16 protein-coding genes and 3 pseudogenes are annotated in these 25179 nt (G+C 64.9%); 9 read left to right on the top strand and 10 right to left on the bottom strand.

Annotation, left to right across the window (positions count from 1 at the left end):
* Nucleotides 1–133 precede the first annotated feature (133 nt).
* Nucleotides 134–481: a hypothetical protein gene (locus ABIE53_RS28595; RefSeq protein ID WP_006046956.1), complete on the bottom strand. Its 348-nt coding sequence runs from the start codon at nucleotides 479–481 to the stop codon at nucleotides 134–136.
* A 193-nt stretch (nucleotides 482–674) separates the two neighbouring features.
* Here ABIE53_RS28595 and ABIE53_RS28590 point away from each other — a divergent pair, with 193 nt between their 5' ends.
* The gene (locus tag ABIE53_RS28590; protein WP_376916747.1) at nucleotides 675–2081 is read left to right on the top strand and encodes a DNA topoisomerase IB; all 1407 of its coding nucleotides are present in this window, start codon (nucleotides 675–677) and stop codon (nucleotides 2079–2081) included.
* Between the two features lie 39 nt (nucleotides 2082–2120).
* Here ABIE53_RS28590 and ABIE53_RS28585 read toward each other — a convergent pair whose 3' ends face one another.
* Nucleotides 2121–2417, bottom strand: a complete 297-nt coding sequence (locus tag ABIE53_RS28585) for a hypothetical protein (protein WP_006046954.1) — start codon at nucleotides 2415–2417, stop codon at nucleotides 2121–2123.
* A gap of 237 nt (nucleotides 2418–2654) precedes the next feature.
* Here ABIE53_RS28585 and ABIE53_RS28580 point away from each other — a divergent pair, with 237 nt between their 5' ends.
* The 4 genes and pseudogenes from ABIE53_RS28580 to ABIE53_RS28565 all read left to right on the top strand — a co-directional run bounded on the left by ABIE53_RS28580 (nucleotide 2655) and on the right by ABIE53_RS28565 (nucleotide 5906).
* Nucleotides 2655–3170, top strand: a complete 516-nt coding sequence (locus tag ABIE53_RS28580) for a PRC-barrel domain-containing protein (RefSeq protein ID WP_006046953.1) — start codon at nucleotides 2655–2657, stop codon at nucleotides 3168–3170.
* A gap of 202 nt (nucleotides 3171–3372) precedes the next feature.
* Complete coding sequence (locus ABIE53_RS28575) at nucleotides 3373–3783, top strand: DUF3175 domain-containing protein (protein ID WP_006046952.1); 411 nt, start codon at nucleotides 3373–3375, stop codon at nucleotides 3781–3783.
* Between the two features lie 162 nt (nucleotides 3784–3945).
* Nucleotides 3946–5266, top strand: a pseudogene (locus tag ABIE53_RS28570) (cation:proton antiporter).
* Between the two features lie 67 nt (nucleotides 5267–5333).
* Nucleotides 5334–5906, top strand: coding sequence for an FUSC family protein (locus ABIE53_RS28565; protein WP_006046949.1), 573 nt, complete (start codon nucleotides 5334–5336; stop codon nucleotides 5904–5906).
* Nucleotides 5907–5928: 22 nt separating this feature from the next.
* Here ABIE53_RS28565 and ABIE53_RS32040 read toward each other — a convergent pair.
* Together ABIE53_RS32040 and ABIE53_RS28555 are read right to left on the bottom strand one after the other, a co-directional pair.
* A pseudogene (locus ABIE53_RS32040) lies at nucleotides 5929–6112 on the bottom strand (AraC family transcriptional regulator); the annotation flags it as partial.
* Nucleotides 6113–6221: 109 nt separating this feature from the next.
* Nucleotides 6222–7271: an aldo/keto reductase gene (locus tag ABIE53_RS28555; protein ID WP_006046948.1), complete on the bottom strand. Its 1050-nt coding sequence runs from the start codon at nucleotides 7269–7271 to the stop codon at nucleotides 6222–6224.
* 241 nt (nucleotides 7272–7512) lie between these two features.
* Between ABIE53_RS28555 and ABIE53_RS28550 the strand changes: the two genes are divergently transcribed.
* Nucleotides 7513–12231 carry a DEAD/DEAH box helicase gene (locus tag ABIE53_RS28550; protein ID WP_192699034.1) on the top strand — a complete coding sequence of 1573 codons (4719 nt, stop codon included), beginning with the start codon at nucleotides 7513–7515 and terminating at the stop codon, nucleotides 12229–12231.
* Nucleotides 12232–12506: 275 nt separating this feature from the next.
* Complete coding sequence (gene pdeR, locus ABIE53_RS28545) at nucleotides 12507–14510, top strand: cyclic di-GMP phosphodiesterase (RefSeq protein ID WP_192699035.1); 2004 nt, start codon at nucleotides 12507–12509, stop codon at nucleotides 14508–14510.
* Nucleotides 14511–14583: 73 nt separating this feature from the next.
* On the opposite strand, the gene ABIE53_RS28540 is transcribed toward pdeR, so the two are convergent.
* The 3 genes and pseudogenes from ABIE53_RS28540 to ABIE53_RS28530 all read right to left on the bottom strand — a co-directional run bounded on the left by ABIE53_RS28540 (nucleotide 14584) and on the right by ABIE53_RS28530 (nucleotide 18535).
* Nucleotides 14584–15471 carry a crotonase/enoyl-CoA hydratase family protein gene (locus ABIE53_RS28540; RefSeq protein ID WP_192699036.1) on the bottom strand — a complete coding sequence of 296 codons (888 nt, stop codon included), beginning with the start codon at nucleotides 15469–15471 and terminating at the stop codon, nucleotides 14584–14586.
* Nucleotides 15472–15875: 404 nt separating this feature from the next.
* Nucleotides 15876–16980 (bottom strand): annotated as a pseudogene (locus ABIE53_RS28535) (malate/lactate/ureidoglycolate dehydrogenase).
* 91 nt (nucleotides 16981–17071) lie between these two features.
* Entirely contained in the window at nucleotides 17072–18535 is a 1464-nt protein-coding gene (locus tag ABIE53_RS28530) for a M20 family metallopeptidase (RefSeq protein ID WP_192699038.1), read from the bottom strand.
* A 218-nt stretch (nucleotides 18536–18753) separates the two neighbouring features.
* Between ABIE53_RS28530 and ABIE53_RS28525 the strand changes: the two genes are divergently transcribed.
* Nucleotides 18754–19065, top strand: a complete 312-nt coding sequence (locus ABIE53_RS28525) for a superinfection immunity protein (protein ID WP_192699039.1) — start codon at nucleotides 18754–18756, stop codon at nucleotides 19063–19065.
* 34 nt (nucleotides 19066–19099) lie between these two features.
* Here ABIE53_RS28525 and ABIE53_RS28520 read toward each other — a convergent pair whose 3' ends face one another.
* The 3 genes from ABIE53_RS28520 to ABIE53_RS28510 all read right to left on the bottom strand — a co-directional run bounded on the left by ABIE53_RS28520 (nucleotide 19100) and on the right by ABIE53_RS28510 (nucleotide 22139).
* Nucleotides 19100–19369: a YodC family protein gene (locus ABIE53_RS28520; RefSeq protein ID WP_006046941.1), complete on the bottom strand. Its 270-nt coding sequence runs from the start codon at nucleotides 19367–19369 to the stop codon at nucleotides 19100–19102.
* A gap of 495 nt (nucleotides 19370–19864) precedes the next feature.
* Nucleotides 19865–21469 (bottom strand): MFS transporter, encoded by a 1605-nt coding sequence (locus tag ABIE53_RS28515; protein WP_192699040.1) that lies wholly within the window; start codon nucleotides 21467–21469, stop codon nucleotides 19865–19867.
* A gap of 31 nt (nucleotides 21470–21500) precedes the next feature.
* Nucleotides 21501–22139: a TetR/AcrR family transcriptional regulator gene (locus ABIE53_RS28510; protein WP_006046939.1), complete on the bottom strand. Its 639-nt coding sequence runs from the start codon at nucleotides 22137–22139 to the stop codon at nucleotides 21501–21503.
* Nucleotides 22140–22589: 450 nt separating this feature from the next.
* Between ABIE53_RS28510 and ABIE53_RS28505 the strand changes: the two genes are divergently transcribed.
* Nucleotides 22590–25004, top strand: a complete 2415-nt coding sequence (locus ABIE53_RS28505; protein ID WP_192699041.1) for a two-partner secretion domain-containing protein — start codon at nucleotides 22590–22592, stop codon at nucleotides 25002–25004.
* The last annotated feature ends 175 nt before the right edge of the window (nucleotides 25005–25179 follow it).

The raw sequence follows: 25179 nt of genomic DNA, 5'->3' as shown, positions 1-25179 counted from the left end.
CCTCCGTGATTTGCTACTCATTGACTATGCGGCAGCAAGGCATGTGCCTGCCGCCCGCGCGTGCCCGTTGATCTGGCTGCGCCGCCCGCTGGGCCGGCGTTGCGGCGCGTTGGGTGTGAACCGGACAGGTCGATTAAAGACCGGTGGGGTCCTCGTCGAGACCGTCGTCGCCGTCATCGGCTGCCGATGGCCGCACGATGTGATCGGGCTCGATATCGCGATCGGGATCGAGCGTCGAATCGCCGTCGGCTGCGGCGCGCTCCCCGGTGCCGGCGCGATCGGTGTCGCTGGCGAGTTCGGCTTCCCCGGTTTCGAGCGCGTGATTGTCCAGTTCAGTTTCGACGTCGAACTCGTGACGCTTCTCGCCGGCGACATCGCTGCCGCTATCGGACGAATCGCTCGGTCCCAACGTGCCCGTCGTGCCGGAGGTCTGCTTCACCACCTGTTGCGGCTCTTCATCGGGATTCAGCGTGCTGCTCATGGCGCTCTCCTTTTCGGTTGGGTTTGCGTTTGCGTTGCGCTTGCGCTTGCGTTTGCGTTTGCGTTGATACGTATGACGTTGTTCGCAAGGACCGTTCCGCCCGCACACTCGCAGCGTATGCGCCAGGCACCGGCCTTGCTCCGGGCCATCACTGGCGCAACGCGCTTCACGCTTGAAAGTTCTACCTGCGAAGATGGCTATGACGAACAGCACAACTCAAAACGGTCATGCATCGACCGACGACAGCGCGAAGCAGGCCGCGCCCGCCGCGATGCCGCCTGGTTTGCGCCACGCCGACGACAGCAAGCCTGGCTACACACGCAAGCGCGAGAAAGAAGGCTTCGCGTATTTCGACGTCGAAGGAAAACGCATTGAAGACGAAGCGGAAATCCAGCGCATCAACTCGCTTGCGATTCCGCCCGCCTATGAGGACGTATGGATTTGCCCCGATCCGCGCGGCCACATTCAGGCGACCGGACGCGACGTGCGCGGCCGCAAGCAATACCGTTATCACCCGCGCTGGCGCGAAACGCGCGACGCGGACAAGTACGAACGCATGGCGGAATTCGGCCGCGCGTTGCCAAGGATTCGCGCCCGCGTCGCGCGCGATCTCGAACTGCCGGGCATGCCTGCCGACAAGGTGTTCGCGGCCGTCGTGCGGCTGCTCGATACGACGCTCGTGCGCGTCGGCAGCGTCGAATATGCGCGCGAAAATCAGTCATACGGTTTGACGACGCTGCGCAAGAAACATGTGAAAGTCGAAGCGGGACAGTTGCGTTTCAGGTTTCGCGGCAAGAGCGGCATCGAGCACGACGTCACGGTCGACGACCCACGCGTGAAGCGCATCGTGCGGCGCTGTGCCGAACTGCCGGGGCACGACCTGTTCCAGTATCTCGACGAGGACGGCACGCGCCATACCGTCGGCTCCGCCGACATCAACGACTATCTGCGCCGTGCAAGCGGCGCCGACTTCACCGCGAAAGACTATCGGACATGGGCCGGCAGCGTGTATGCGCTCGCGACGCTGCGGCGCCTCGTGTGCGAGAGCGCCACGGAAGCGCGGCGCCATATCGTCGCGACCGTGAAGGAAGTCGCGGGCCTGCTGCGCAATACGCCCGCTGTCTGCCGGCGCTGCTATATCCATCCGGCCGTCATCAGCGCCTTCGAAGCCGACGAATTGCAGACCTTGCCGCCGGGCCAGTCGAGGCGCGGTCTGAAAGTGGACGAAGTGGCGTTTGCCGCGTTGCTCGCACATGCGGAAAAACGCGCGGCGAAACTCGCGCGTCAGGCGGGCGCGAAGGGCCGCAAGCTGCGCGAAGCACAAGCCGCCGACAGCATCAACGGCTCGATTTCGACGCTGCTTCAGAAGTCGCGTGTGATTCGCAAGGAAGCGAACAAGGCAGCAGCGAAAGCCGGCGCAAAAACCGGCCGGGCTGCCCGCGGGACGGTCAACGAGGAAGTCACCGGAAAGGCCAGCCGGAAAAACCGGCGCGCGAAGCGCGCGGCGAGCCGCAGGCGAGCGCGTCGGCTCGCCGCAGTCCGCGGGCAAACCCGCAGCGAGTTGAATCGGCTCACTTCGGATCAGCGCTGCGCTGCATGATTGCACCGCGTACACCGCGCAATTAGTTCGGGTAACGAATCACATTTTCTCCTCGAACGCGGCCATCACGAGCCACACGTCGCGCTCGCCGTCGCGGATTTCCGCGGCCAACGCATAAGGATCGCGCGGATCGCAAATCTGCGCGAGCGCTTCATGCGCGATCTCGCCGTTGGGGAACACGCGCTCGGTCAAGGGCCGGACTTCCTGCTTGCCTTCGAACATGCGCTGATCCCTGCGATACACGAGCGTCTGCGATTTCCAGTCGCGAAAGCATTCGAGTACATGCGCGAAATCGCCGCCGCAGATGTTCGACTGATAGTGAATTCGGTTGTTCATGATGAGGTCTCCCACAGATGCGTAGATTCACGATGCTCACCATGAATCGAGCAATCGACATGCCGAGCGCATTCTTTACAACGCGTTCGAAAGCACGGCAGCGGCGCAGGAATTTCAATGGGGCGCGCATCATTTACGCGGACCGCGCGAGCGCGTGGCAAACGCTTGGCGAAAGCGGACGAGGAACGCGCGTTGCTGCACTCGTCATCACCCCCAAACCTGCGAAGGAGACAGATCATGGTCATGCAAAGTCAGACGCAAGGCACGCAAGGCGCACGCATCGTCGGTAAAGGCAGCGCGACGGCGGAAGGCCCGGGCCCGGACGTAATGGCGGCAGACACACTCGACGACAACAGAGTGCTCAGCAGCGACGGCGAGGATATCGGCAAGATCAAGGACATCATGCTCGACGTGCGCTCAGGGCGTATCGCGTATGCAGTGCTTTCGAGCGGCGGCTTCCTCGGCATCGGCGACAAACTGCTCGCCATTCCGTGGCACGCGCTCACGCTCGACACCGAGCAGAAATGCTTCGTGCTGAACATGCCGGCCGAGCGCGTGAAAAACGCGCCGGGGTTCGACAAGGACCATTGGCCGTCGATGGCGGACGCGACATGGGCCACGTCCGTGCACCAGTACTACGGCAGCGAGCCGTACTGGAGCCGCGACCGCTTCGACATGCGCGATGACGCCGGCGTCGGCGATATTCCGGCAGGCTCGTCGGACGCGCCGGAAGCCGGTGGCGTGAAGCTGTAATCAGCGAGGCACGCGAAACCGCGCGGTTCGCTGCGCGGTTTATAGACTACGCGCCGGCATGCCGCCGTTGCGGCGGCCGGCGCTTTTAATTTCGAACGAGAGAACGGCGTCGCGAATAGCGCATCACGAATCGCGCATCACGCATGCAAAGCGAGTACGACCCGCAAACAGCACCAGACATCTGGCAAAGGAGGCGGCTCCGATGGCCACCAGCAAGACCACCCGCAAGACGAAGCGCCCGAAGGCGCGAAGCCGGTCCGGACGTCCGCCGCGGCAACGTCACGCGCAGGCTCATGCGGCGCAGCACAAGAAGGCGTCGCGCGCGAACGGCGGCAAGAGCCCGCACAAGTGGTCGCATCACGTGATGGAAACGAGCGACGCGATGGACCTCCAGCGGGACATCTTCAAGAACGGCAACGCGGACGAAATCGCGCAGTCGCTCAAACAGTCGTCGACGAAAAGCCGCCGCCGCAAAGGCACACCGTTTCAATCGGCGATGTCGATGCTCAACTTCTACATCAACCGCGCGGGCCGAAACCTGCCGAAAACTCGCCGCGCAACGCTGGAGCAAGCCAAGCGCAAGTTGCGCGAAGCGTTTGGACGCGCGCCCTGAAGCCGCTTTCGTCCGCATCCATTCGCCTTTCACCGCATTCATGCGCGCTCTGACGCATCACATGCGCTGCCATGCCCTCATGTGCGCGTGACGCATCAAGGCTTGCGCCCTTCCACCCCGGCCGGCACGCGCCGTTTGCATGCCGGCCTTGACTGGATGCTCATGCACGAAACTTTGTGGTTTCTCATCGTCGGCTCCGTGCTCGTTTTCATGGGCGTGGCCGCGACGACGCTGCGCCGCCTGCCCGTCAGCGCGGCGATGGTGTATGTCGCGATCGGCTACGCGCTCGGGCCGCCGGGCGTCGGACTGCTGCATCTCGACATGGCCGCCGACGCGCACTTGCTGCGCATGCTCACCGAAGTCGCGCTGCTGGTGTCGCTCTTCGCGATCGGGTTGCGCCTGCGCGTCGGCGTGCTCGACAAACTGTGGATGGTGCCGCTGCGTCTCGGCTTTCTTGCGATGCTCGCCACCGTGCCGCTGCTCGCCCTCTTCTGCGTGTACGTGCTTCATCTCGGCTGGGGGCCCGCGATTCTGCTGGCCGCGATTCTCGCGCCGACGGACCCGGTGCTTGCCCACGACGTGCAGGTGCATAACCCCGGCGATCACGATCTGTTGCGATTCGCGCTCTCCGGCGAAGGCGGTCTGAACGACGGCATCGCGTTGCCTTTCGCGATGATCGGCCCTCGCGTTTTGCGCGATGCACGGCGCGGGCGCGGGCGACGTGCTCAACCTCAAACTCGCCGCGTCCGCCGTGTGGGGCGTGCTCGGCGCCATAGCGATCGGCGCGCTGCTCGGCTGGGTGACGACCCATGCGGTCGCCTGGCTGCGCACGCGCTTTGCGCATGCGCTCGGCCTCGAAGGTTTCTTCGCGCTCGGGCTGATCGGCCTGTCGTTCGGCGCGGCGCAGCTCGCGCACACCTACGGTTTTCTCGCGGTGTTCGCGGCGGGCGTGTCGATGCGCCGCGTCGAATATCGCGCGAGCGGCGGCACGTCGCCGCGCGAAACGATCGGCACCGTCGATTCCGCCGACGTCGAAGCGACCGCGTCCGATCCCGACAAGGCGCACGCGTTCATGACCGAGTCGGTGCTCGGCTTCACGATCGAACTGGAACGTATCGCCGAAGTGATCATCATGGCGATGGTCGGCAACGTGCTCGCCACACTCGCCGCGCCGCTCTTCACGTGGCAGGCGCTCGCGCTCGTCATTGCGCTCTTCATGTTCGTGCGGCCGGCGTCGGTCGCGTTGTCGTTGATCGGCTCGGCCGCTTCGCCGACGCAGCGCCGCCTGATGAGCTGGTTCGGGATTCGCGGCGTGGGCTCGTTCTACTACCTCGCGTATTCGCTCGAACACGGGCCGGCCGCCGACATCAAGCCGCTCGTGCCGCTCGCGCTCGCGGTGGTGACTGCGTCGGTGGTGATTCACGGCGTGTCGGCGACGCCGCTGATGAACCGTTATCGCCGGCTGCGTCGTAGCGAAAGCTAGAATACGGGCGGGCTCTTGCCGCTCGCGTACCTTTCGTTTTCACCAGCCTTTGCTACCTCGCCCGCCGATGACTCCTTCCGATCACCCAGCACGAACGAAACGCGCAAGCGCCGGCGAGTCGCTGTTCGCCTTCCTCAAATCGCTGCCGTTCGGCGAGCGGCTCGTCGAAGGCAGTTTGATGGCATTGCAGGCGGTGACGGGCGCGAGCCTCGCGTTCGGCATCGGCCAGGCGCTCCACACCGAGCAGGCGTTCTGGGCCGCGATCACCGCCATTGCCGTGAGCCAGCACAGCTATATCGACACGCGTAAGCTGTCGCGCGACCAGTTCATCGGCGCGATGGTCGGCGGGCTGTGCGGGCTCGCGGGCGCGACGCTCGGCGACGGCTATTTCGCGGCCTACGCGGCGACGGTGGCGGCGGCCATCGTGATCTGCTGGATCGTCAACGTGGGCAGCGCGGCGCGGCTCGGCGGCATCACCGCGACCATCATGCTGCTGGTGCCGGGCATCGGTCCCGCGTGGGACAGGGCGATCCTGCGCCTCGGCGAAGTGACGCTCGGCACCGTGTGCGCGTTGCTGGTCGCATGGTTGATGTCGGTTGTCGAAAAACGCGTGTTCGGCGCGGGCGACGATGGGCGCTGAGGGCCAGGGTTCGCCGTCCGCGCTAGTTAGTTGCAGAGCCGGCGCCGCTGTAGTACGGCAGACGCCGGTAGCGGCACGGCGTCACGCCGACGTTTTGCTGAAACGCCTTGCCGAACGCCGCTTCCGATTGATGGCGCATCGTTTCGCCGATTCTCGCGGCGCTGCGCTGCGGTCCGGCGCTGCAGGTCGCAGGCGATCGTCGATCGTCATACGGACCTGCGTGCGGAAAGCCGTGCAACGGATCGCGCAGCGCGTTCAGCAGCAAGGCCGACGAGCCCGGCGTATCGACGAAGCGGCCGCACTTCACGCAAAGCGTCACACCAGACGGCGCGCTTCCTCCAGTTGCTTGCGGCGCGCCTCGCCCTGGCGCGCGAGCATCCAGCCCGGATACTCGGCGGGCAGCGCGCTCACCTGATCGAGCTTCGCCAGGTCGTCAGCGGTGAGCGCGACGCCGGTGGCCGCGATGTTGTCGTCGAGTTGCTCGACTTTCTTCGCGCCGACGATCACCGACGTCACCACCCGCTGATGCAGCAGCCACGCCAGCGCGATCTGCGCGACCGACACGCGCTTAGCTTCGGCGATCTCGCGCATCGCGTCGATACAACCGTACGCGCGCTCGCGATCGACCGGCGGGAAGTCAAACGTGGTGCGACGGCTGCCCGCTTCGCCCTGCTGCTCGCGGCCGTATTTGCCGCTCAGCAGCCCGCCCGCGAGCGGACTCCATACCATCAGTCCGAGGCCCTCGCTTTGCAGCATCGGCACGAGTTCGCGCTCGAGGTCGCGGCCCGCGACGGTGTAATAAGCCTGAAGGGTTTCGAAGCGCGCGAGCCCCAGACGCTCGGCGATGCCAAGCGCCTTCACGATCTGCCAGGCCGCCCAGTTCGACACGCCGACATAGCGCACGTGGCCGTGCTGCACGAGCGTATCGAGCGCGCGCACGGTTTCCTCGATCGGCGTGGCCGGATCGAAACCGTGAATCTGATACAGATCGACGTGATCGAGTTGCAGGCGCTTCAAACTGGCCTTCACTCCGTCGATGATGTGATACCGCGACGCGCCCCGCGCATTCGGAAACTCTCCCGTCGGGCCGAACACCTTGGTGGCCACCACGACCTTGTCGCGCGGCACCTTGAGATTTTTTAGCGCCTGGCCTGTGATCTGCTCGGACAGGCCTTCGGCATAGACGTCGGCGGTGTCGATGAAATTGATGCCCGCGTCGAGCGCCCGGCCGACCAGCCGCTCGGCGTCCGCCTGCTGCAAATCGCCGATCTGCTTCCACATGCCTTCGCCGCCGCCGAAGGTCATCGTGCCGAGGCACAGTTCTGAAACGAAGACGCCGGTGCGGCCAAGCTGGTTGTATCGCATTGTCGAAACTCCGTTGTGGTGAGTGGACGGGTTAGCCGTAAAGGGTACTGCAAATGGGTGGGGTCGGTTGGGTGGCGGGCGCAGCAGAGTTTGCGGTTGAAACATCGACCGATGCAGCATTTGGCAAACCCCATCAAAACCTGCGAGACTGATTTCCCCATCCCGCGATTGCGGTTTTCTCGCAACGCAGGGGGTGTTCCGTCGTCTGGATATTGGGCATCGCGTCCCCATCTAAGCGAATATGACTTCAGCCGCCACCGCCACCACGACAGCCACCACGCCACCCGCCACCCCGCCCGTTGCGCATGCAGCCGAGCACGGCGGCCCGCTCGCGGCCTTCCACCCCGTGGTGGCCGGCTGGTTCCTGAAGACCTTCCCCGCGCCGACCGACGCGCAAGCCGCCGCGTGGCCGCAGATCCGCCGTGGCCGCTCGACGCTCGTCGCCGCGCCGACGGGTTCCGGCAAAACGCTCACCGCGTTCCTGTCCGCGCTCGACGATCTCGTCCAGCAAGGTCTCGCGAACCACGGCGCGCTGCCCGACGAAACGCTGGTGGTCTACGTGTCGCCGCTCAAGGCGCTTTCCAACGACATCCGCCTCAACCTGCAGATACCGTTGCAAGGCATCGCCGCCGAACTCGACGCGCGCGGGCTGCCGCCGCTCGACATCCGCACCGCCGTGCGCACCGGCGACACTACGCAGCAGGAGCGCAACGCGCTCCGAAAGCGCGCGCCGCACATTCTCGTCACCACGCCGGAATCGCTATACGTGCTGCTCGGCTCGGACTCGGGCCGGCGGATGCTGTCGACCGTGCGCACGGTGATCGTCGATGAAATTCATGCGCTCGCGGGCAGCAAGCGCGGCAGCCATCTCGCGCTCAGCCTCGAGCGGCTCGACGCGTTGTGCGGGCGCCGTCTGCCGCGTATCGGCCTGTCCGCGACGCAAAAACCGGTGAGCGCGGTTGCGCGATTTCTCGTAGGCGGCGCGAGTATCGACAGCGACGTTCCGGCTGATTGCGCGATGATCGACGTCGGCCATATCCGCGCGCGCGATCTCGCGCTGGAAATCCCGCCCGTGCCGCTCGAAGCGGTGATGCCGAACGAAGTCTGGGAGCGCGTCTACGACCGGCTCGCCGAACTCGTCGCGCTGCATCGCACGACGCTGATCTTCGTCAACACGCGGCGCATGGCCGAACGCGCCGCGCGTCATCTGACCGAGCGGCTCGGCAAGGAGGCCGTCGCCGCGCACCACGGCAGCCTCGCGAAAGAGCATCGCTTCGACGCCGAACAGCGGCTCAAGCGCGGCGAACTGCGCGTGCTGATCGCGACGGCGTCGCTGGAACTCGGCATCGACATCGGCGACGTCGATCTGGTCTGCCAGATGGGTTCGCCGCGCGCGATCGCGCCGTTTCTGCAACGCGTCGGACGCTCAGGCCACCAGGTCGGCGGCATGCCCAAAGGCCGGCTTTTCCCGACTTCGCGCGACGATCTGATCGAATGCGCCGCGCTGCTCGATTGCGTGCGGCGCGGCGAACTGGACGCGCTGCGCATTCCGCGCGCGCCGCTCGACGTGCTCGCGCAACAGATCGTCGCCGAGGTGTCGAGCGCCGAATGGAGCGAGGACGCGCTGTTCGACCTGATGCGACGCGCCGCGCCCTACGCGGAACTCACGCGCGAGCAGTACGACGCGGTGCTGCGCATGCTCGCCGAGGGCTACACGAGCCGCAACGGACCGCGCGCCGCCTACCTCCATCGCGACGTGGTGAGCGGCACGTTGCGCGGGCGGCGCGGCGGCAAACTCGTCGCGGTCACGTCGGGCGGCACGATTCCCGAGAACGCCGACTATGCGGTCGTGCTCGAGCCGCAAGCGATCAACATCGGTACGGTCAACGAAGATTTCGCGGTCGAAAGTCTCGCGGGCGATGTGTTCCAGCTCGGCAACGCGTCGTACCGGATTCTGCGGATCGAAAGCGGCCGCGTGCGCGTCGAGGATGCGCAAGGCCAGCCGCCGAACATCCCGTTCTGGCTCGGCGAGGCGCCGGGCCGCAGCGATGAATTGTCGTTGGGCGTCGCGCGGCTGCGCGAGCAGATCGGGCGGCTGCTGGAGGCGGACGAGCCGACGGCGTCGGCTGCGCTGCTCGACGCGGACGAGGCGGCGACGGCCTCCGCGGCGCCGCTCATTGCGCAGTCGCCGAAGACGCGAGCGCGGTTGCAAAGCAAGCGGACAACGAATGGCGAATCGCCCGCCGAAGCCAAGCAAGCCAAGCAAGCCACAGAGGTCACAGAGGTCACAGAGGTCACAGAGGTCACAGAAGTCACAGAAGTCACCCAGCCGACACAAACCCCCAACAACCCCATGCCCGCGCGCCTCGAACGCGCGATCGACTGGCTCATCGCCGAGCTCGGCCTCGACGAAGCCGCGGCGCGTCAGATCGTCGACTATCTCGCACGGGCGCGCGCCGCGCTCGGCGTATTGCCGACGCATGACACGCTCGTGATGGAGCGTTTCTTCGACGAATCGGGCGGCACCCAGCTCGTGATTCATGCGCCGTTCGGCAGCCGCGTGAATCGCGCGTGGGGCCTCGCGCTGCGCAAGCGCTTTTGCCGCCAGTTCAACTTCGAGCTGCAAGCGGCCGCGACCGAAGACGCGATCGTGCTGTCGCTGACCGGCAGCCACTCGTTCGTGCTCGACGAAGTGTGGCGCTATCTGCATTCGGCGAGCGCCGAACATCTGCTGATCCAGGCGCTGCTCGACGCGCCGCTTTTCGGCGTGCGCTGGCGCTGGAACGCGACGACCGCGCTCGGACTGCCGCGCTACACCGGTGGACGCAAGACGGCGCCGCAATTGCAGCGCATGCGCAGCGAGGATCTGCTGACGAGCGTCTTTCCCGAACAGGCCGCGTGTCTCGAGAACGTGGTCGGCGAGCGCGAACTGCCGCGTCATCCGCTAGTCGATCAGACCGTCGACGACTGTCTGCACGACGCGATGGACAGCGAGCGGTGGATCGCGCTGTTGCGCCGTATCGAAAGCGGCGAGGTGCGGCTCGTCGCGCGCGATCTGCCTGCGCCCTCGCCGCTTGCCGCCGAAATCCTCAACGCGAAGCCGTACGCTTATCTCGACGACGCGCCCATCGAGGAGCGTCGCACGCAGGCCGTGCTCAACCGCCGCTGGACCGATCCGTCGAGTGCCGACGACCTCGGCGCGCTCGACCCCGACGCGATTGCGAGCGTGCGCGACGAAGCCTGGCCGCAGGCGCGCAGCGTCGACGAAATGCACGAGGCGCTCACGGGCCTCGCGTGCATCACCGAGGCCGAGGCACGCGGGAACGAAGGCTGGCCGCAATGGCTCGAGTCGCTCGCGCAGTCGGGCCGCGCGACCCGCCTGCAGATTGCCGCCGACGCCGCCGACGCCGCGCTGTGGCTGCCCGCCGAACGGCTCACCTGCTTCGCCGCGCTTTATCCGGAGCCGGACGGCCCGCGCTTCGCGCCGCCGCTGAGCGCGCCGAAGGGCTACACCGACGAGTGGACCGCCGACGACGCCCTCGTCGACGTGCTGCGCGCGCGGCTGACCGGCTTCGGCCCGCTGCCCGCCGCTGCGATTGCGGACACGCTGCGGCTGCCGCAGACATCGGTCGAACAGGCGCTCATCCGCCTCGAAGCCGAAGGCTATGTGATGCGAGGCCGCTTCACGCCGCAAGCGCTCCAGGCACCCGACGCACCCGGCGACGAATGGTGCGAGCGGCACCTGCTCGCGCGCATCCACCGCTACACGGTCAAGCGCTTGCGCCGCGAAATCGAGCCGGTCGAACGCCACGACTTCATGCGTTTCCTGTTCGAGTGGCAGCATCTGACGCCGGACACGCGCAGCGAAGGCCGCGATGCGCTCGCGGCCGTGCTCGAACAACTGGAAGGTTTCGAAGCCGCGGCCAGCGCCTGGGAGGAAGACATTCTGCCCGCGCGCGTGAAGGCATACACGAATACTTCGCTCGACGAACTATGCCGCGCCGGCAAGATCGTCTGGACGCGGCTCACCGAGCGCTCGCGCAGCGCAGCGGGCCCCGTGCGCGGCACGCCTATCGTGTTGCTGCCGCGTCCACAGGTGCGCGTGTGGAGCGCACTGATCGATCCGGCGCGTCAGCCGGAGTTGTCGCCGCGTGCGCAAGCGGTTCACGACGCGCTGTCGCAACACGGCGCGATGTTCTTCGACGAATTGCTGCACGAACTTCGCGTCTTGCGTATCGAACTGGAAAACGCGCTCGGCGAACTGGTGGCGGCCGGTCTCGTGAACTCGGACAGTTTCGCGGGCCTTCGCGCGCTGCTGAAGCCGGCCGCCAAACGCAATGCTTATTCCGGCAGCCGGCGTGTGCGCTCGACGGCGCTGATCGGCGGAATGGACGATGCCGGGCGCTGGGCGCTCGTCAACCGCCCTGTTCCTGCGGCCGTCAGCGCGAACGAGGCGCCGCCGCAATCACTGCAAAGTCCGCGGCGGCGCACGTTGCCGCCCGAGATCGTCGAACATGTCGCGATGACGTTGCTGCGGCGCTACGGCGTCGTTTTCTGGCGCCTGCTCGAGCGCGAAGCCGATTGGCTGCCGCCGTGGCGCGATCTGCTTCGTGTGTATCAGCGGCTCGAAGCGCGCGGCGTGATTCGCGGCGGCCGCTTCGTCAATGGATTGGCCGGCGAGCAATTCGCGTTGCCCGAAGCGATTCCGTTGCTGCGCGAAGTACGAAGGCATGCGAACGATGGTGCTTTTGTGTGCGTCGGCGGCACCGATCCGTTGAATCTGGCGGGCACGCTGCTGGTCGGGGAACGGGTGCCGGCTGTGGGCGGCAACCGCGTTCTGTATCGTGACGGCGTCGTCGTGGCCACGCTGGTCGCGGGTGCGTTCTGTTTCGACGCGTCGCTTGAGGCAAGCCCGGCTGAGCGCGAGCGCGCGCGGAGCTGGCTGACGCGGCGCTTCTGATGCCTGGCGCCGCGTAAGCGGCGTAAGCAGCGTGAGCCGCATCAGCCGCGCGCCCCATGCCCCATGCGCGACGCCCCGATGTAAAGAATGCCTCACCACGCACCTCCCCACTCCCTTTTACCGATCGACGCGCGCGCCACACAACCGCGCGTCCTTCATTGTTTTATGGCCCGAATTTCAGTGGCTTCGCTACAATGGGCCCGTCTTTAAGTATGATGAAGACTGTCTGCCGCTATCCGCCATCAGGGCCGAACGGCACACCGCCCGGGGATTCCATGAATGACGACCAACACGAGCAGGTGCTTTTTGCGCAGTTCGGCACAAGCAGCCCTTGCTGGCGTCTGTCGAGCGACAGCAACGCGCTCGAACTGACGCCAGTCACCGGGGACGTGCCGGCCAACGTGGCCATTCCGCTGAATCCCCAGCAGGCATCGCAAATCCGTTGCCTCACGGGCATCACCTCGCATGTGGTTCTCGACGTTCGCCTGTTCGGCGAGCCGCTGCGGCTGCATCTCGTCGGCAGAAAAATCAACAGCATCAGTTGGGCGGGCACGGCCTCGGCTTATGACGACACGGAGTCGGTCGCGCGCGATCTGATGCACGGTTTGTCGTTCGCCGAGCAGGTCGTCTCGGAAGTGAATTCAGTGGTCGTGATCGTCGACCGGCATGGGCAAATCCAGCGCTTTAACCGCCTCGCCGAAGAACTGACGGGCGTGAAGGAAGAGAACATCATCGGGCGCAATGTGTGGGCGCTGTTCATGTCCTCGGAAGACGGCGCGGCGTCGAGTCAGAACATTGCGGGCTTCTTCAATCGCGGCGTGTCGTACGAAGTCGAGCGGCGCGTGAAGACGCTGCACGGCGAGCGGCTCTTCCTGTTTCGCAACAAGTTCGTGCAAAGCGGCAGCGGCATCGACGAGCAATATCTGATCTGCTCGGGCACCGACATCACCGAAGAACGTCTCGCGCAGGAACGCCTGAGGCAACTCGCCAACACCGACTCGCTCACCGGCCTGCCGAATCGCAATGCGATTCAGGACTACATTCGCACCGCGATCGAAGAAGCGGCGCCGGGCGAATCGGTGGGCGTGCTGTTTCTCGATCTCGACAACTTCAAGAAGGTCAACGATCACTACGGTCACGTATTCGGCGACCGTCTGATTCGCGACGTGTCGGCCGCCATCGGCATGTGCCTGAACGAAGGCGACACGCTCGCGCGGCTCGGCGGCGACGAGTTCATCGTGCTTGCGGCAAAAGGCACGGCGCACGAACTGGAAGCGACCGCGCAGCGCATCCTCGAACGCATGCGTACGCCGTTCAGCCTCGGGCTCGTCGAAGTCTATACGGGCTGCTCGATCGGCATCGCGCGCTATCCGGAACACGGCGACAACCTGGAGTCGCTGATCCGCTCGGCCGATACCGCCATGTACGTCGCCAAGGACGAAGGCAAGCGCACGCATCGCGTGTTCTCGCCGGAGATGAACCGCAAGGTCGCCGAGTACATGTGGCTCGACACGAACTTGCGGCGCGGCCTCGACGAAGGCCAACTGACGCTGCACTATCAGCCGAAGCTGGTGCTTTCAACCGGCGTGGTGCAAGGCGTCGAAGCGCTGGTCCGCTGGAATTCGCCGGAGCGCGGGCAGATCATGCCGGCCGAATTCATTCGTTATGCCGAGGAGTCGGGACTGATCGGCGTGCTCGGCCGCTGGGTCATGGAAACGGCCGCCAAACAGGCCGCGAAATGGAAAGCGGACGGCTACAACCTGCGCATCGCCATCAACGTGTCGGCGCGGCAACTGGTGGACACTGCCGTGGTCCGGCACTTCACCGAAGCGCTCGCCGCGGCCAATCTCGAACCGTGCCTCGTCGATGTCGAGTTGACCGAGAGCTGCCTGATCGAAGACGAAGCCGCGGCCATCGACCTCATCAAGCACTTCCGCCAGATCGGCGCGCAGGTGCATCTGGACGACTTCGGCACCGGCTATTCGTCGCTGTCGCAACTGGGCCGCATTCCGCTCGACGTCATCAAGCTCGACCGCAGCTTCGTGCGCTCGATCAACGCCGACACGAAAGCGCAAGCGCTGGTGCGCTCGATGGTCGTGGTCGCGCAGGAACTCGGCTTCAAGGTGGTCGCCGAAGGCATCGAGACCGAATCGGAAGAAGCCTTCATGAAGGGGCTGGGCGTCGAGTACGTGCAAGGCTACCTGTACGCTCACCCGATGCCCGCCGCCGATTTCGAGCGCTGGTTGCAGGACCGGCAGAAGCTCAGGCTGATCGCCTGAGCCTGTCAGCCGCGACGGGCACGGCGGGCCGCATCGCGATTGAGTGCGCTTGAATGCGCTTGGTGCGATAGAGTCAGCCGAAATTGGCCGCGCTCGCGGCCGTCTGCCGCAGGTTGGACGTGCGGCGGTTTTGCAGCATCACGAGCCGTTCCATGAAGGCGAGATCCTTCTCTTCGATCATGAACGCGGCGTCGACCCAATCCTCGGTGATCTCCATCAACTCGGCGCGCGGCAGTTGCAGCACGCGCTGACGTGCACGCAGCATCGCGCGGATGCCGTTCATTTTCGGCTTGAGCGTGTCCATGAACGTGCGGGTCGCCACATACGCGTCGCCGGGTTCGAACAACTGATCGACGAGCCCTTTTTCCTGATGCCACTCGGCCGTATGCGATTCGCCGCCGCCGATCAGTTCCTCGGCGAGGCGCATGCCGGCCTTGCGCGCGACGAGCGAATAGCCGCCCATGCCGGGGAACAGATTGAAGGCGATTTCGGGGAAGCCCATGCGCGCGTCCGACTGCGCGAGCAGGAAGTGATGCGCGAGCGCCGCCTCGAAGCCGCCGCCGAGCGCGGTGCCCTCCACCATTGCAATCGAGATCGCGCCGGTGTCGAAACCGCGCGCCGCCGCATGAACGCAGTCGACGCAAGCGCGTGCGTAGGCCATCAGCGCCTGACGCTTGCCCGAGCGGATCGCGTCGGCGAAGAAATCGAGGTCGCCGCCCACGTTGTAGATGTTCGGAATCAGCGAACCCGTCACCCAGAAATCGATCGGCAAGCCCGACTCGCGCGCTGCCTGCGCGAGCCCGAGAATGTCGTGCACCAGATCGAGATTGAAACAGGGACGCGGCTGCGCACGCAGCATCATCCACATGACATTGCGGCCTTCTTCGTAGTAAGCGGCGATTTGCGACAGATTGCCGGCTTCGAGGAACGGGCGGCAGGCGTGGTGGTTATGCAGATTCATTTTGAACGGTCCTTTAAGGTTAAACACTGATATTGCAGTGCGAGCCTAAAACAGACCGGAATCCGATGGGAGCGGGATAACCAACAGAGCAACGCAAGGAAATGTCAAACCCTTGCGCGGCGGGCGTCGCAGCGGGGCCATTCCGTGCCGTGACGTGCGCTGGCGCGCAAACGCTTGCGCGGCCAAAATGGTGCGAGATAGCGCGATGTTTTGCGCTATCGATGGAATGGCCCGGTGGCGCGTGTGAGTGGAAATGCGCGTTGAAAAGGTGAAAGAAAAAGCAATAAAGGCCGATTAGACGAGCCAGTCGAAATTGCTGCTTGCGAATGGGGTTTTGTTGGTGGGGTGGCAGACGGAATATGTATATTGCATGAATGCGCAACCGCTCGTCGGCATGATGAAGGCTATTGGAGCAACGCCGACCAGCGCGCGGCTTCATCCGCGCTCATCCCGACCGCGAGTGCCGCCGCGGAGATCTGCGTCCACGTGGCGGCGTCGACGGGAATGCCGTTGGCTTCGCGCTCCGCGCGCGTGACGCGTTCCGGTTCGCCCGGCTCATAGATGCGCTCGGTGCCCACCGCGAGCGGCGAAGCCTTGACCCATGCGATGAAGGCGTCGGCTTCGGCTTGCGCGTCGGGGGCATCGAACGCGGCCGGATCGACGATGACCGACAGCATGCAGTTGATGATCGCGTTAGTCGTGCCGAGCGTGTCCGCATGCGTGGTGAAGCCGCCCGCGAGCGCGCCGCTGAATATCTCGCACATGGCCGCGAGCCCGAAGCCCTTGTGGCCGCCGAACGGCGTCAGCGATCCGAACGGCGCCTCGTGCATGACCTTGGGATCGGCGGTCGGCACGCCTTCATGGTCGATGAGCGCGCCGGCCGGCACCTGCTTGCGCTGGTTATACGCGACCCGCGTCTTGCCGTAAGCCACGGTGCTGGTCGCGAAGTCGAGCACGAGCGGCGGCTTGCCGGGCCGCGGATAAGCCGCGCAAAAACGGATTCGTGCCGATGCGGCGGTCGGCGCCGCCGAACGGCGCGACGAGCGGATCGCCGGCCACGTTAACGAAGTGAAACGACACGAGCCCCGCACGCGCGCACTGCTCGGCCCAGTGACCGATGCGGCCAATGTGATGCGCGCCGCGCAAGCCCACCGCGCAAACGCCGATGCGCTGCGCGCGAGCGATGCCCGCTTCCATCGCCTCGAAGGCAACCACCTGGCCGAAGCCCTTGTGGCCTTCCACGGTGAGCACGGCGCCCGCGTCCTTGACGACTTCAGCATGCAGATTCAGTTGCAGTTGCCCGTCGGCCAGCGAAGCCGCATAGCGCGGAATCATGCCGACGCCGTGCGAGTCGTGCCCCGTGAGGTTCGCCGCCACCAGATGATCCGCGACCAGCTCGGCTTCGCGCGGCGCGCTGCCGGCCCGCTCCCAGATCGCCCTCACGTAGGCGTGCAGTTGGTCGGCCGCGATGCGGGGCGTGCTGGATCGAGCGAGATTGTTATCGGTCATGCGAAGTTGGGCGCTCGAAATCGAGCGCTCGAGTTGGGCACTTATCGGCAGCGAAATTCGCGACGAAGATCAGCAACGAAAATCCGCCCCCTCAAGGCGCGGCTGCAATCACCTCAGCCACCGCCGCCGTAAGTTTCCTGCCATACGGCACATGCAGAAACTCATTCGGGCCGTGTGCGTTCGACTTCGGTCCCAACACGCCGCACACCATGAATTGCGACTTCGGGAAGCCCGCCTTGAGCACGTTCATCAGCGGGATCGTGCCGCCCTGCCCCATGTAGGCGACATCGGCGCCGTAATGCTCGAGCGATGCGTCGTTGAGCGCGGTGGCGAGCCACGGCGCGAGGTCGGGCGCGCTCCAGCCGCTCGCCGCGCCCGCGTCCGGCTTGAACGTCACCTTCGCGTTGTACGGCGGGTCGAATTCGAGCAGCGCCTTGAGTTCCGCGACGGCCTTCTCCGCTTCGATCAGCGGCGGCAGCCGCAGCGACAGCTTGAATGCGGTACGCGGACGCAGCACATTGCCGGCGTCGGCGAGCGCGGGCAAGCCGGCCGCGCCGGTCACCGACAGCGACGGACGCCACGTCGAATTAAGCAACGCCTCTTTCGGATCGGTCGTGGTGGGCAGCACCTGACGGCCGTCCTGGCCGCAAGCCCACGGCAGCTTCTTCCACACATCGTCGCCGAGGATTTGTGCAGTGGCTTCGGCTTCACGCAGACGGTCGGCGGGAATCGGGCTGTGAAAACCCTTCGGCAGCAGCGTGCCGTTAGCGGCGTCTTCAAGCCGGTCGAACAGTTGCCGCATGATGCGGAAGCTCGACGGCGCGATGCCGCCGTAGCCGCCCGAGTGAATGCCTTCGTCGAGCACCTGCACCTCGAGATCGCCGGCGACGAGTCCGCGCAGCGACGTCGTAAGCCACAATTGATCGTAATTGCCCGCGCCCGAGTCGAGGCACACGACGAGCCCGACGTTGCCGAGCCGTTCGCGCAGCGCGTCGACGTAAGGCAGCAGATCGTAGCTGCCGGACTCCTCGCAGGTTTCGATCAGGCCGACGCAGCGCGGCCGCTCGACGCCTTGCGCGTCCAGCGCGGCGATCGCGGTGATGCTCGCGTAGATCGCGTAGCCGTCGTCGGCGCCACCGCGCCCATAGAGCTTGTCGTTCTCGAGCTTCGGCGTCCACGGACCCAGGTCGCTGCGCCAGCCGTCGAACTCCGGCTGCTTGTCCAGATGGCCGTACAGCACGATGGTTTCGTCGCTGCCGGAACGCGTGGCCGGCGTCTCGAAGAAAATCACCGGCGTGCGGCCCGGCAAGCGCACGATCTCCAGCTTCAGGCCGCGCACCGGCTGCTGCTCGACCCATTGCGCGGCGTCGGTAATCACGCGCTCCAGGTAACCGTGCTTGACCCACTCGGGATCGAACGCCGGGCTCTTGGCCGGCACCGCGATGTAGTCGGTCAGCGCGGGCACGATCTCGTCGTTCCATTTGCGGTCCACGAACTCGCGGAGTGTGTCGGGATTAAGGCGCTGCGTCTGCTGGGTCGTATCGTCGGAGATCATGGTCGCGGTCCGTAACGGTTTCGTTCACTCGAAACGAACATGATAGTCCTGATGGCGAATGTGCTGAAGGGCTCGTCGCTTATCGGTGCAACGCAGCGCGGGGCTGCACGCGCGGAAGCCTTTCAACGAAGCTGCACGTGGCAAACAATCGCGCGACAATCGATGTGAGGTGCCTACGTCGCGTAAGACACGCAGGTCGCGTTTCGGGGAGGCGGCATATGAATGAGCGTGTTGCCATTCAGATCATCGCCGTGGTGATCGCGCTGGCGCTGTATTTCCTGCCGGCGATTCTGGCCGACCGCCGCAAGCGCGTCGACGTGCTGACGCTCGCGCTGTTCAACGCGTGCATGGGCTGGACGGTGCTTGGCTGGCTGCTCGCGCTCTACTGGGCGTTGCAGCCGAACCCGCCGAAGGATCTCGCGGGCGAGGTGGTGGAAAAACGGAAGCTGGTGTGGATGCGCGCGTTTTCGTCGGCGCTGCTGCTACGCGTGCAAAGACGCGACACGGCGCGCGATCATCCCGACAGATAACAAGCGCGCAGCCGTGCGCTCACAGACGACGGCCTTACGCCGCGCGGCCGATCCGGTTCCACTGCACGGAGCCGGCCGGAATACAGCGCGGCTCGGCGCGCACGCTGGAAGGCGAAAACATCTCGCGACGCAGTTCGCCGTGGTCGTCGAACCATTCGCAGATCAGCCACTCGCCAGGATTGAGCGCCACCGGTCCCGCATACGTGACAGTCATGCGCGGGCCTCCGTCTTTCAACGTGACGACGTCGCCGGCGGTGAAGCAGGCGGGCGGCGCGGCAAGTGCGTCAATGGTAGCGGTTAGCATTTTCAATCCTCTACGGAACCGTTGGCAGTATTTGAATGATTGCGCCAGGCATCGGTCCGACTTGTTCAGGACCGACTGAAGAACACCTCTAAAGCGCGTTCAGATTAACAATCGAAATTAAAGACGGCAAGCGCTTTTTATTGAAAGCGATTTCATAGCGACGATAAAGACATTATGACGCACTGCAATTGCGGGTTAAACCGGAGGCGCTCCCCGCAAGGCCCACGGACAGCCGTGTGCGGGAGCGCACAGACCGCAAGAATTACTGCCACGGGCCGTGGTGCGGGTAGAAAATGCATGGCCAAAAATGCTTCATAAGTGAAACAGATTTCGGCGCGGATAACGACGCGATGCTATTTGCCAGCGATTCTCAATTACCTATGAATGACTCGCTCATCGGTAAATGCGCTGCAATTAAAAATGAAAACCGTGTGAAACAGCTTAATAATTTTCGCGATGTTATAGCGATGAAAACGATTACCTGGCGCGTCGTTTTCAAAGCGTGCGCGCCGAGCGCCGCAACACGAGCTGCTGATGGCGCACGAGCAGCACGCTCAAGCCGATGCAAACAAACATCAGCACCGCGTTAATGGCCAGGCTCAACTGGAACGCGTGGGCGTACGCGGCCGGCGTCGGGCCTGCGCCGCTCCCGCCGAGCGCGCCGAAGAATGCGCCGCTGATCGCTGCGGTGCCGAACGCCGAGCCGATCTGCAAGGTCGATGAAACCACGCCCGACGCAAGCCCCGCTTTTTCGGGTGCGACTTCGAGCAGCACGATGCGCATGATCGACGGCAGCAGCAAACCATGACCGACGCCCGCGCACACGAGACCCGCGTAGAACGCGAGGTCCGGCGCGGCGGCTTCGCTTGCGGCCCAGCCGGTTATCGTGAAGCCTAGCGTCATCATCGAAAAGCCCAGCGTGAGCACATGCCCGCCGATGCGCTTCACGACCGCCGGCGAAGTCAGCGGCCCGATCACGAAGCCGATCGCGAACGGCATGATGGCGATACCGGACGCGAGCGGCGTCCAGTGCAGGCCGGTTTGCAGATAGATGCCGTAGGTCAGGAAAAACGCGCTGTTGCAATAGAACAGAAACGCGAGCACGAGGCCGAGCGCGAACGCGCGATTGCGGAACAATTGCAGATCGACGAGCGGATGCCCGCCGCCGCGCTCCACGCGCTTTTCGGTGGCGACGAAGAGCGCGAACGCCGGCACCGCGAGAGCGAACATCGCGAAGGTCCATGCGGGCCAGCCGGCTTCGCGACCGTGCGTCATCGGATAGATCACGAGCAGCAACACTGCGGAAAGCAGCGCGACGCCCTTCATGTCGAGGCCGGTGCGCGTGGCCGGCTGGTTCTCGGGCACGAACTTCCAGGTGCCGAAAAACGCCGCGACGCCGATCGGAATATTGATCAGGAAGATGATTCGCCAGTCGAGGCCGAACGGGTGATAAGTGATCAGCGCGCCGCCGCCGAGCTGCCCGACGATCGACGAGAGGCCGAACACGAAGCCGTAAAAACTCATCACGCGGGTTTGCTGATGCAGCGGCACGACGGCGCGGATCGTGGCGAGCACTTGCGGCGCCATGATCGCCGCGGCCATGCCCTGGACGATGCGCGAGATCACCAGCATGTGGCCGCTCGTCGCGAAACCGCACAGCGCCGACGCGATCACGAAGGCGGCCATGCCCGTCATGAACATGCGGCGCCGGCCGAACAGATCGCCGAGCCGTCCGCCGGTGATCAGCAGCACCGCGTACACCGACGCGTAGGCGGACACGACGAGCTGCAGTTGCGCGTCGGTCGCGTTCAGGCCGGTGCGAATCGACGGCAGCGCGAGGTTGACGATGAAGTAATCGAGCGGCGCGAGAAAAGCGCCGACGAACAGCACGGCCAGCGCGAGCCCCTGGCGCGCGAAGCGCGGCGCGGGCGGGTCGGCGGCGGGCGCGGTGTGCGCGGTGTGCGCGGCGCTCGCCGCAACCGAGCCGGGACACACGGCGACACGCGAGGCGCTGCAACCTGCTGCGCGTGACACGCCGGCCAAAGCAGCGGACGAAGAGGACGAGATAGACGAAGACGGCGAAATAGGCTCAGATTTCATGACTGATCGTTCAATAAATCGGCAAAAAAATTTAGACGAGGGCTCGCATCGCGACATCGACGATGCCGGTCAGCGCGTCTTCCTTATGGGCGACGCGGCCCAGCACACGCAGACCCTGCATGACGCACAGCAGGAAATCGCCGACGGCTTTTTCGTCGAGCGTGGAATTGAATGCGCCGCTTGCCTGACCGCGGATCACCGATGCGGCCAGCAACGTAGCCATGCGGCGCTGGATGGCGGCGACGCGGCTGCGCAACTCATCGTCGCCGGGCTGCATTTCGAGCGTGGTGTTGGTGATGAAGCAGCTCCGCTCGCCGGACAACCCGCACGCGACCCGCGCGTAATGCAGTAATGCGTTGCGCAGCGCCTCTTCCGGCGGCACCGGCGCGTTCAGCCGCTCGGCGAGACGCGCCACCGAGCCCTCGGCGTAGTGATCGAGCGCGGCGAGCATGATGCCGTGCTTGTCGCCGAATACGCCGTACAGACTGCCCCGCTGCAGACCGGTGGCTTTGCAAAGGTCGTCGATGGAGGTGGCGTGATAGCCGTGGTTCCAGAACACCTGGCTCGCGCTCGCGAGCACGGCGTGCGTGTCGAACTCGCGCGGACGACCGCGCGAGCCGATAGGCCCCGCCTTCTTCGGCGACGAATGGGGTTGACCGGTTGGCTTCATGCAACCGATATTATGACTAACCGTTCAACAAATCAACCCGGAATCTCGTAGGCTGCACGGCGCGTGCATTGTCACTTGTCCCTGCACAATAGACCGCAAAAATTGAGCAATAGACTCGCAAACGCCGCTGGACTGCCGCGCAGTAGACCTCGAAAAATGAAAGCTGTTTTGAATCTTTAGTGGTCGGCTGCTTTCGCGCAGGGTCGACCATGGATACTCACCGTTGCAATAGTTCCAGACGTCTTTGCCTCGCCCGCAGAGCCGCACCGACGCTCGATCAGCGTCTTTGGCTCTTGCGACAATAAGGCGCAAATAAGGCGCAAAACGCAGAGATATCGGCAGGCATGCACAGGGCCAGCAGCTATTCTTCAGACGCTGTGACCAACGCATTTGCGCTCGGCTCTGCGGGTCATCTGCAGCCCTTCCGCTCGTACGCGGAGAAGGGGGTGTATGTCACGTCCAAAACTTGCTCGGCCTGCGCGACGCACACTGCGGCGTCAACATTCAAACGCAGCCTTCCTGCTGGCCATCGGCATTTCGCTGAGTGGGCAGTCCCTGACACCTGTGGCGCTCGCGGCGGGCGGCCTTCCACAAGGCGGCACATACGTGGCCGGCACCGGCGCGATCGCAAGCCAGGGCAACGGCCTCCTGATCACGCAGCCAGGTTCAACGCGCGGGGTGATCGACTGGAACAGCTTTTCGATCGGCAAAACCAACAGCGTGACGTTCGATAACGGCTCCGGCGCGACGCTGAACCGGGTGACGGGTGGTTCACCCTCTGCCATCCTCGGCAGGCTCGGTGCGACGGGCAGCGTCTATTTGATCAATCCGCAGGGAATCGTCGTCGGACCATCGGGCGTTATTACGACCGGCGGACGTTTCGTTGCGTCGACGCTGGACATCTGCAACGACGCGTTCATGCAGGGCAGCGGATCGCTCACGCTGTCGGGCACCTCGAACGCATCCGTGATCAATCTCGGCAAGATCAGTTCGAGCGGCGGCGACATATTCCTGATTGCGCGACACGACGTCGTCAACGCCGGCACGGTCGCAGCGCTCAACGGCACGGCGGAGCTGGCCACGGGCGAGCAGGTGCTGCTGCAGGATTCGGCCGGCAGCAAGCAGGTGTTCGTGCAGACAGGCAGTCAGGGCACGGTCTCCAACAAGGGGCGGATAACCGCCGCGCAGATCAGTCTGCAGGCCGCCGACGGCAACGTGTATGCGTTGGCGGGAAGAGGCACGCGTATCCGCGCGACGGGCACCGCGAGCCGCGACGGGCATGTGTGGCTCGTTGCCGACAGCGGCCGTGTCGGGCAGCTCGGCAAGATCGCCGCAAGCAACGCCGACGGCAGCGGCGGAACGGTCGACATGCAAGCGGCGCAACTGGAATTGGGCGGGCACGCGGTGGTGCATGCACGCCAGTGGAATCTCTCGACGCCTGCTTTCACAATCGACGGCGCCGCTGCGCATGCGTTGCGGCGCAGCCTGAACTCGGGCACCTCTGTCGATATCACCGCGACGGGTGCCAACGGCGCGACGGGCGACCTGGGTGTCGCATCGAGCGTGCGCTGGCACGGTCCCGCTTCTCTCACGCTTGCCGCCTACCACGACGTCTCCATAGCGACGAGTACCACCCTCGCGAACGACGGCGCAGGCAATCTGGCCTTGCGCGCCGACGCACCGGGCATCGACAACGGCGGCAGCGTCATCAACAACGGCACGATCGACTGGTCGAAGAGTACGGGCATCGTCCGCGCGCTCTACGACATGAACGGCAGCTATACCGCCGGGACAAATCTCGCAAACGCCGCATGGACAGCGGCTCCGTATAGCGGTCTCGTCACGCAGGTGACCGGCTATAAGCTGGTCAATTCGTTGACCGACCTGCAGAACGTCTCGCTCGACCTCGCGGGCAACTACGCACTGGGCAAGGATCTCGACGCCAGTGCGACCGATACCTCATTCGCTTTCTCTTCGCTCGGCAATGCCACCACTCCCTTCTCCGGACAATTCGACGGCATGGGCCACGTTATAGACAGGTTTTCACAGCGCGAACAAGGTTCGCCGGTGCCGGGGCTGGGACTGTTCGGTGTGATCGGGCCGATGGGAGTCGTGCGCAATGTGGGGATGACGAATGCGAAGCTCAGCACGTATGTCTATTTTCCAGCGGGAATCGCGTTCGGCATTCTGGCCGGCCTGAACCAGGGCATGATCACGTACGCCTATACGAGCGGGACGCGCGGCACCGCATCGTTCGAAGGTGCGACGAGCGGTGGACTGGTGGGACGCAACGACGGCCTGATCGAGCGCTCGTGGAGCAGCGCGTTCGTCGGGTCGGCCGGTTTGCTCGGCGGACTGGTCGGCCTCAATGAAGGGACAATTCTGCAATCCTATGCAACCGGCGTTGCGAGTGCGGGCAATCACGGCGTGGCCGGAGCGCTGGCAGGCTTCAACGGCGGTAGCATCTCCCAGTCGTATGCAACGGGCACCTCGTATGGCAGTCTGAGCACCGGCGGCCTCGTCTATGAGAACGCCGGCACAATCGAGCAGTCGTTTGCGGCCGGGCTGGTGCAAGGTTATTGCTGCGCGCCGCCGGATACGCCTACCAGCTTCGGCGGCATCGCGGCGTACAACCACCCGGACCCCAACGAGGGGATCTCCGCCAACGTCTACTGGGACAAACAGACGACGACCCGCAGCGTCAGCGCCGGAACCGGCCCGCAACTGCCGGCATCCAACGGCCTCACCACCGCGCAGATGAGCGATCCGGCAAGCTTCGTCGGCTGGGACTTCGGACCGACCGGCGCGTGGGTCATGCCGGCCGGCGCGAGTCACCCTGTCCTGCGCTGGCAACCGAGCCATTAACCGGGCTATTGGCCGACCTATTCACTTTCGCACCGAGCCGCCCTTCTTCCGTCCTGGCGGGATGTGGCTGGTTGCGGCCAGTGGCGCCTTTGCTGTTGATGCAATTGCGCTGCCACTGGCGGCAGTACTGCTCAACGGTGTCTCGTAGTACAGCTTGCCAGCGCGGCGCAATCAG

The sequence above is a fragment of the Paraburkholderia sp. OAS925 genome (assembly GCF_040543975.1).
Taxonomy (GTDB): domain Bacteria; phylum Pseudomonadota; class Gammaproteobacteria; order Burkholderiales; family Burkholderiaceae; genus Paraburkholderia; species Paraburkholderia graminis.
Note: the sequence above shows the minus strand (reverse complement) of the source record. Positions and strands in the feature narration are given on the sequence as shown.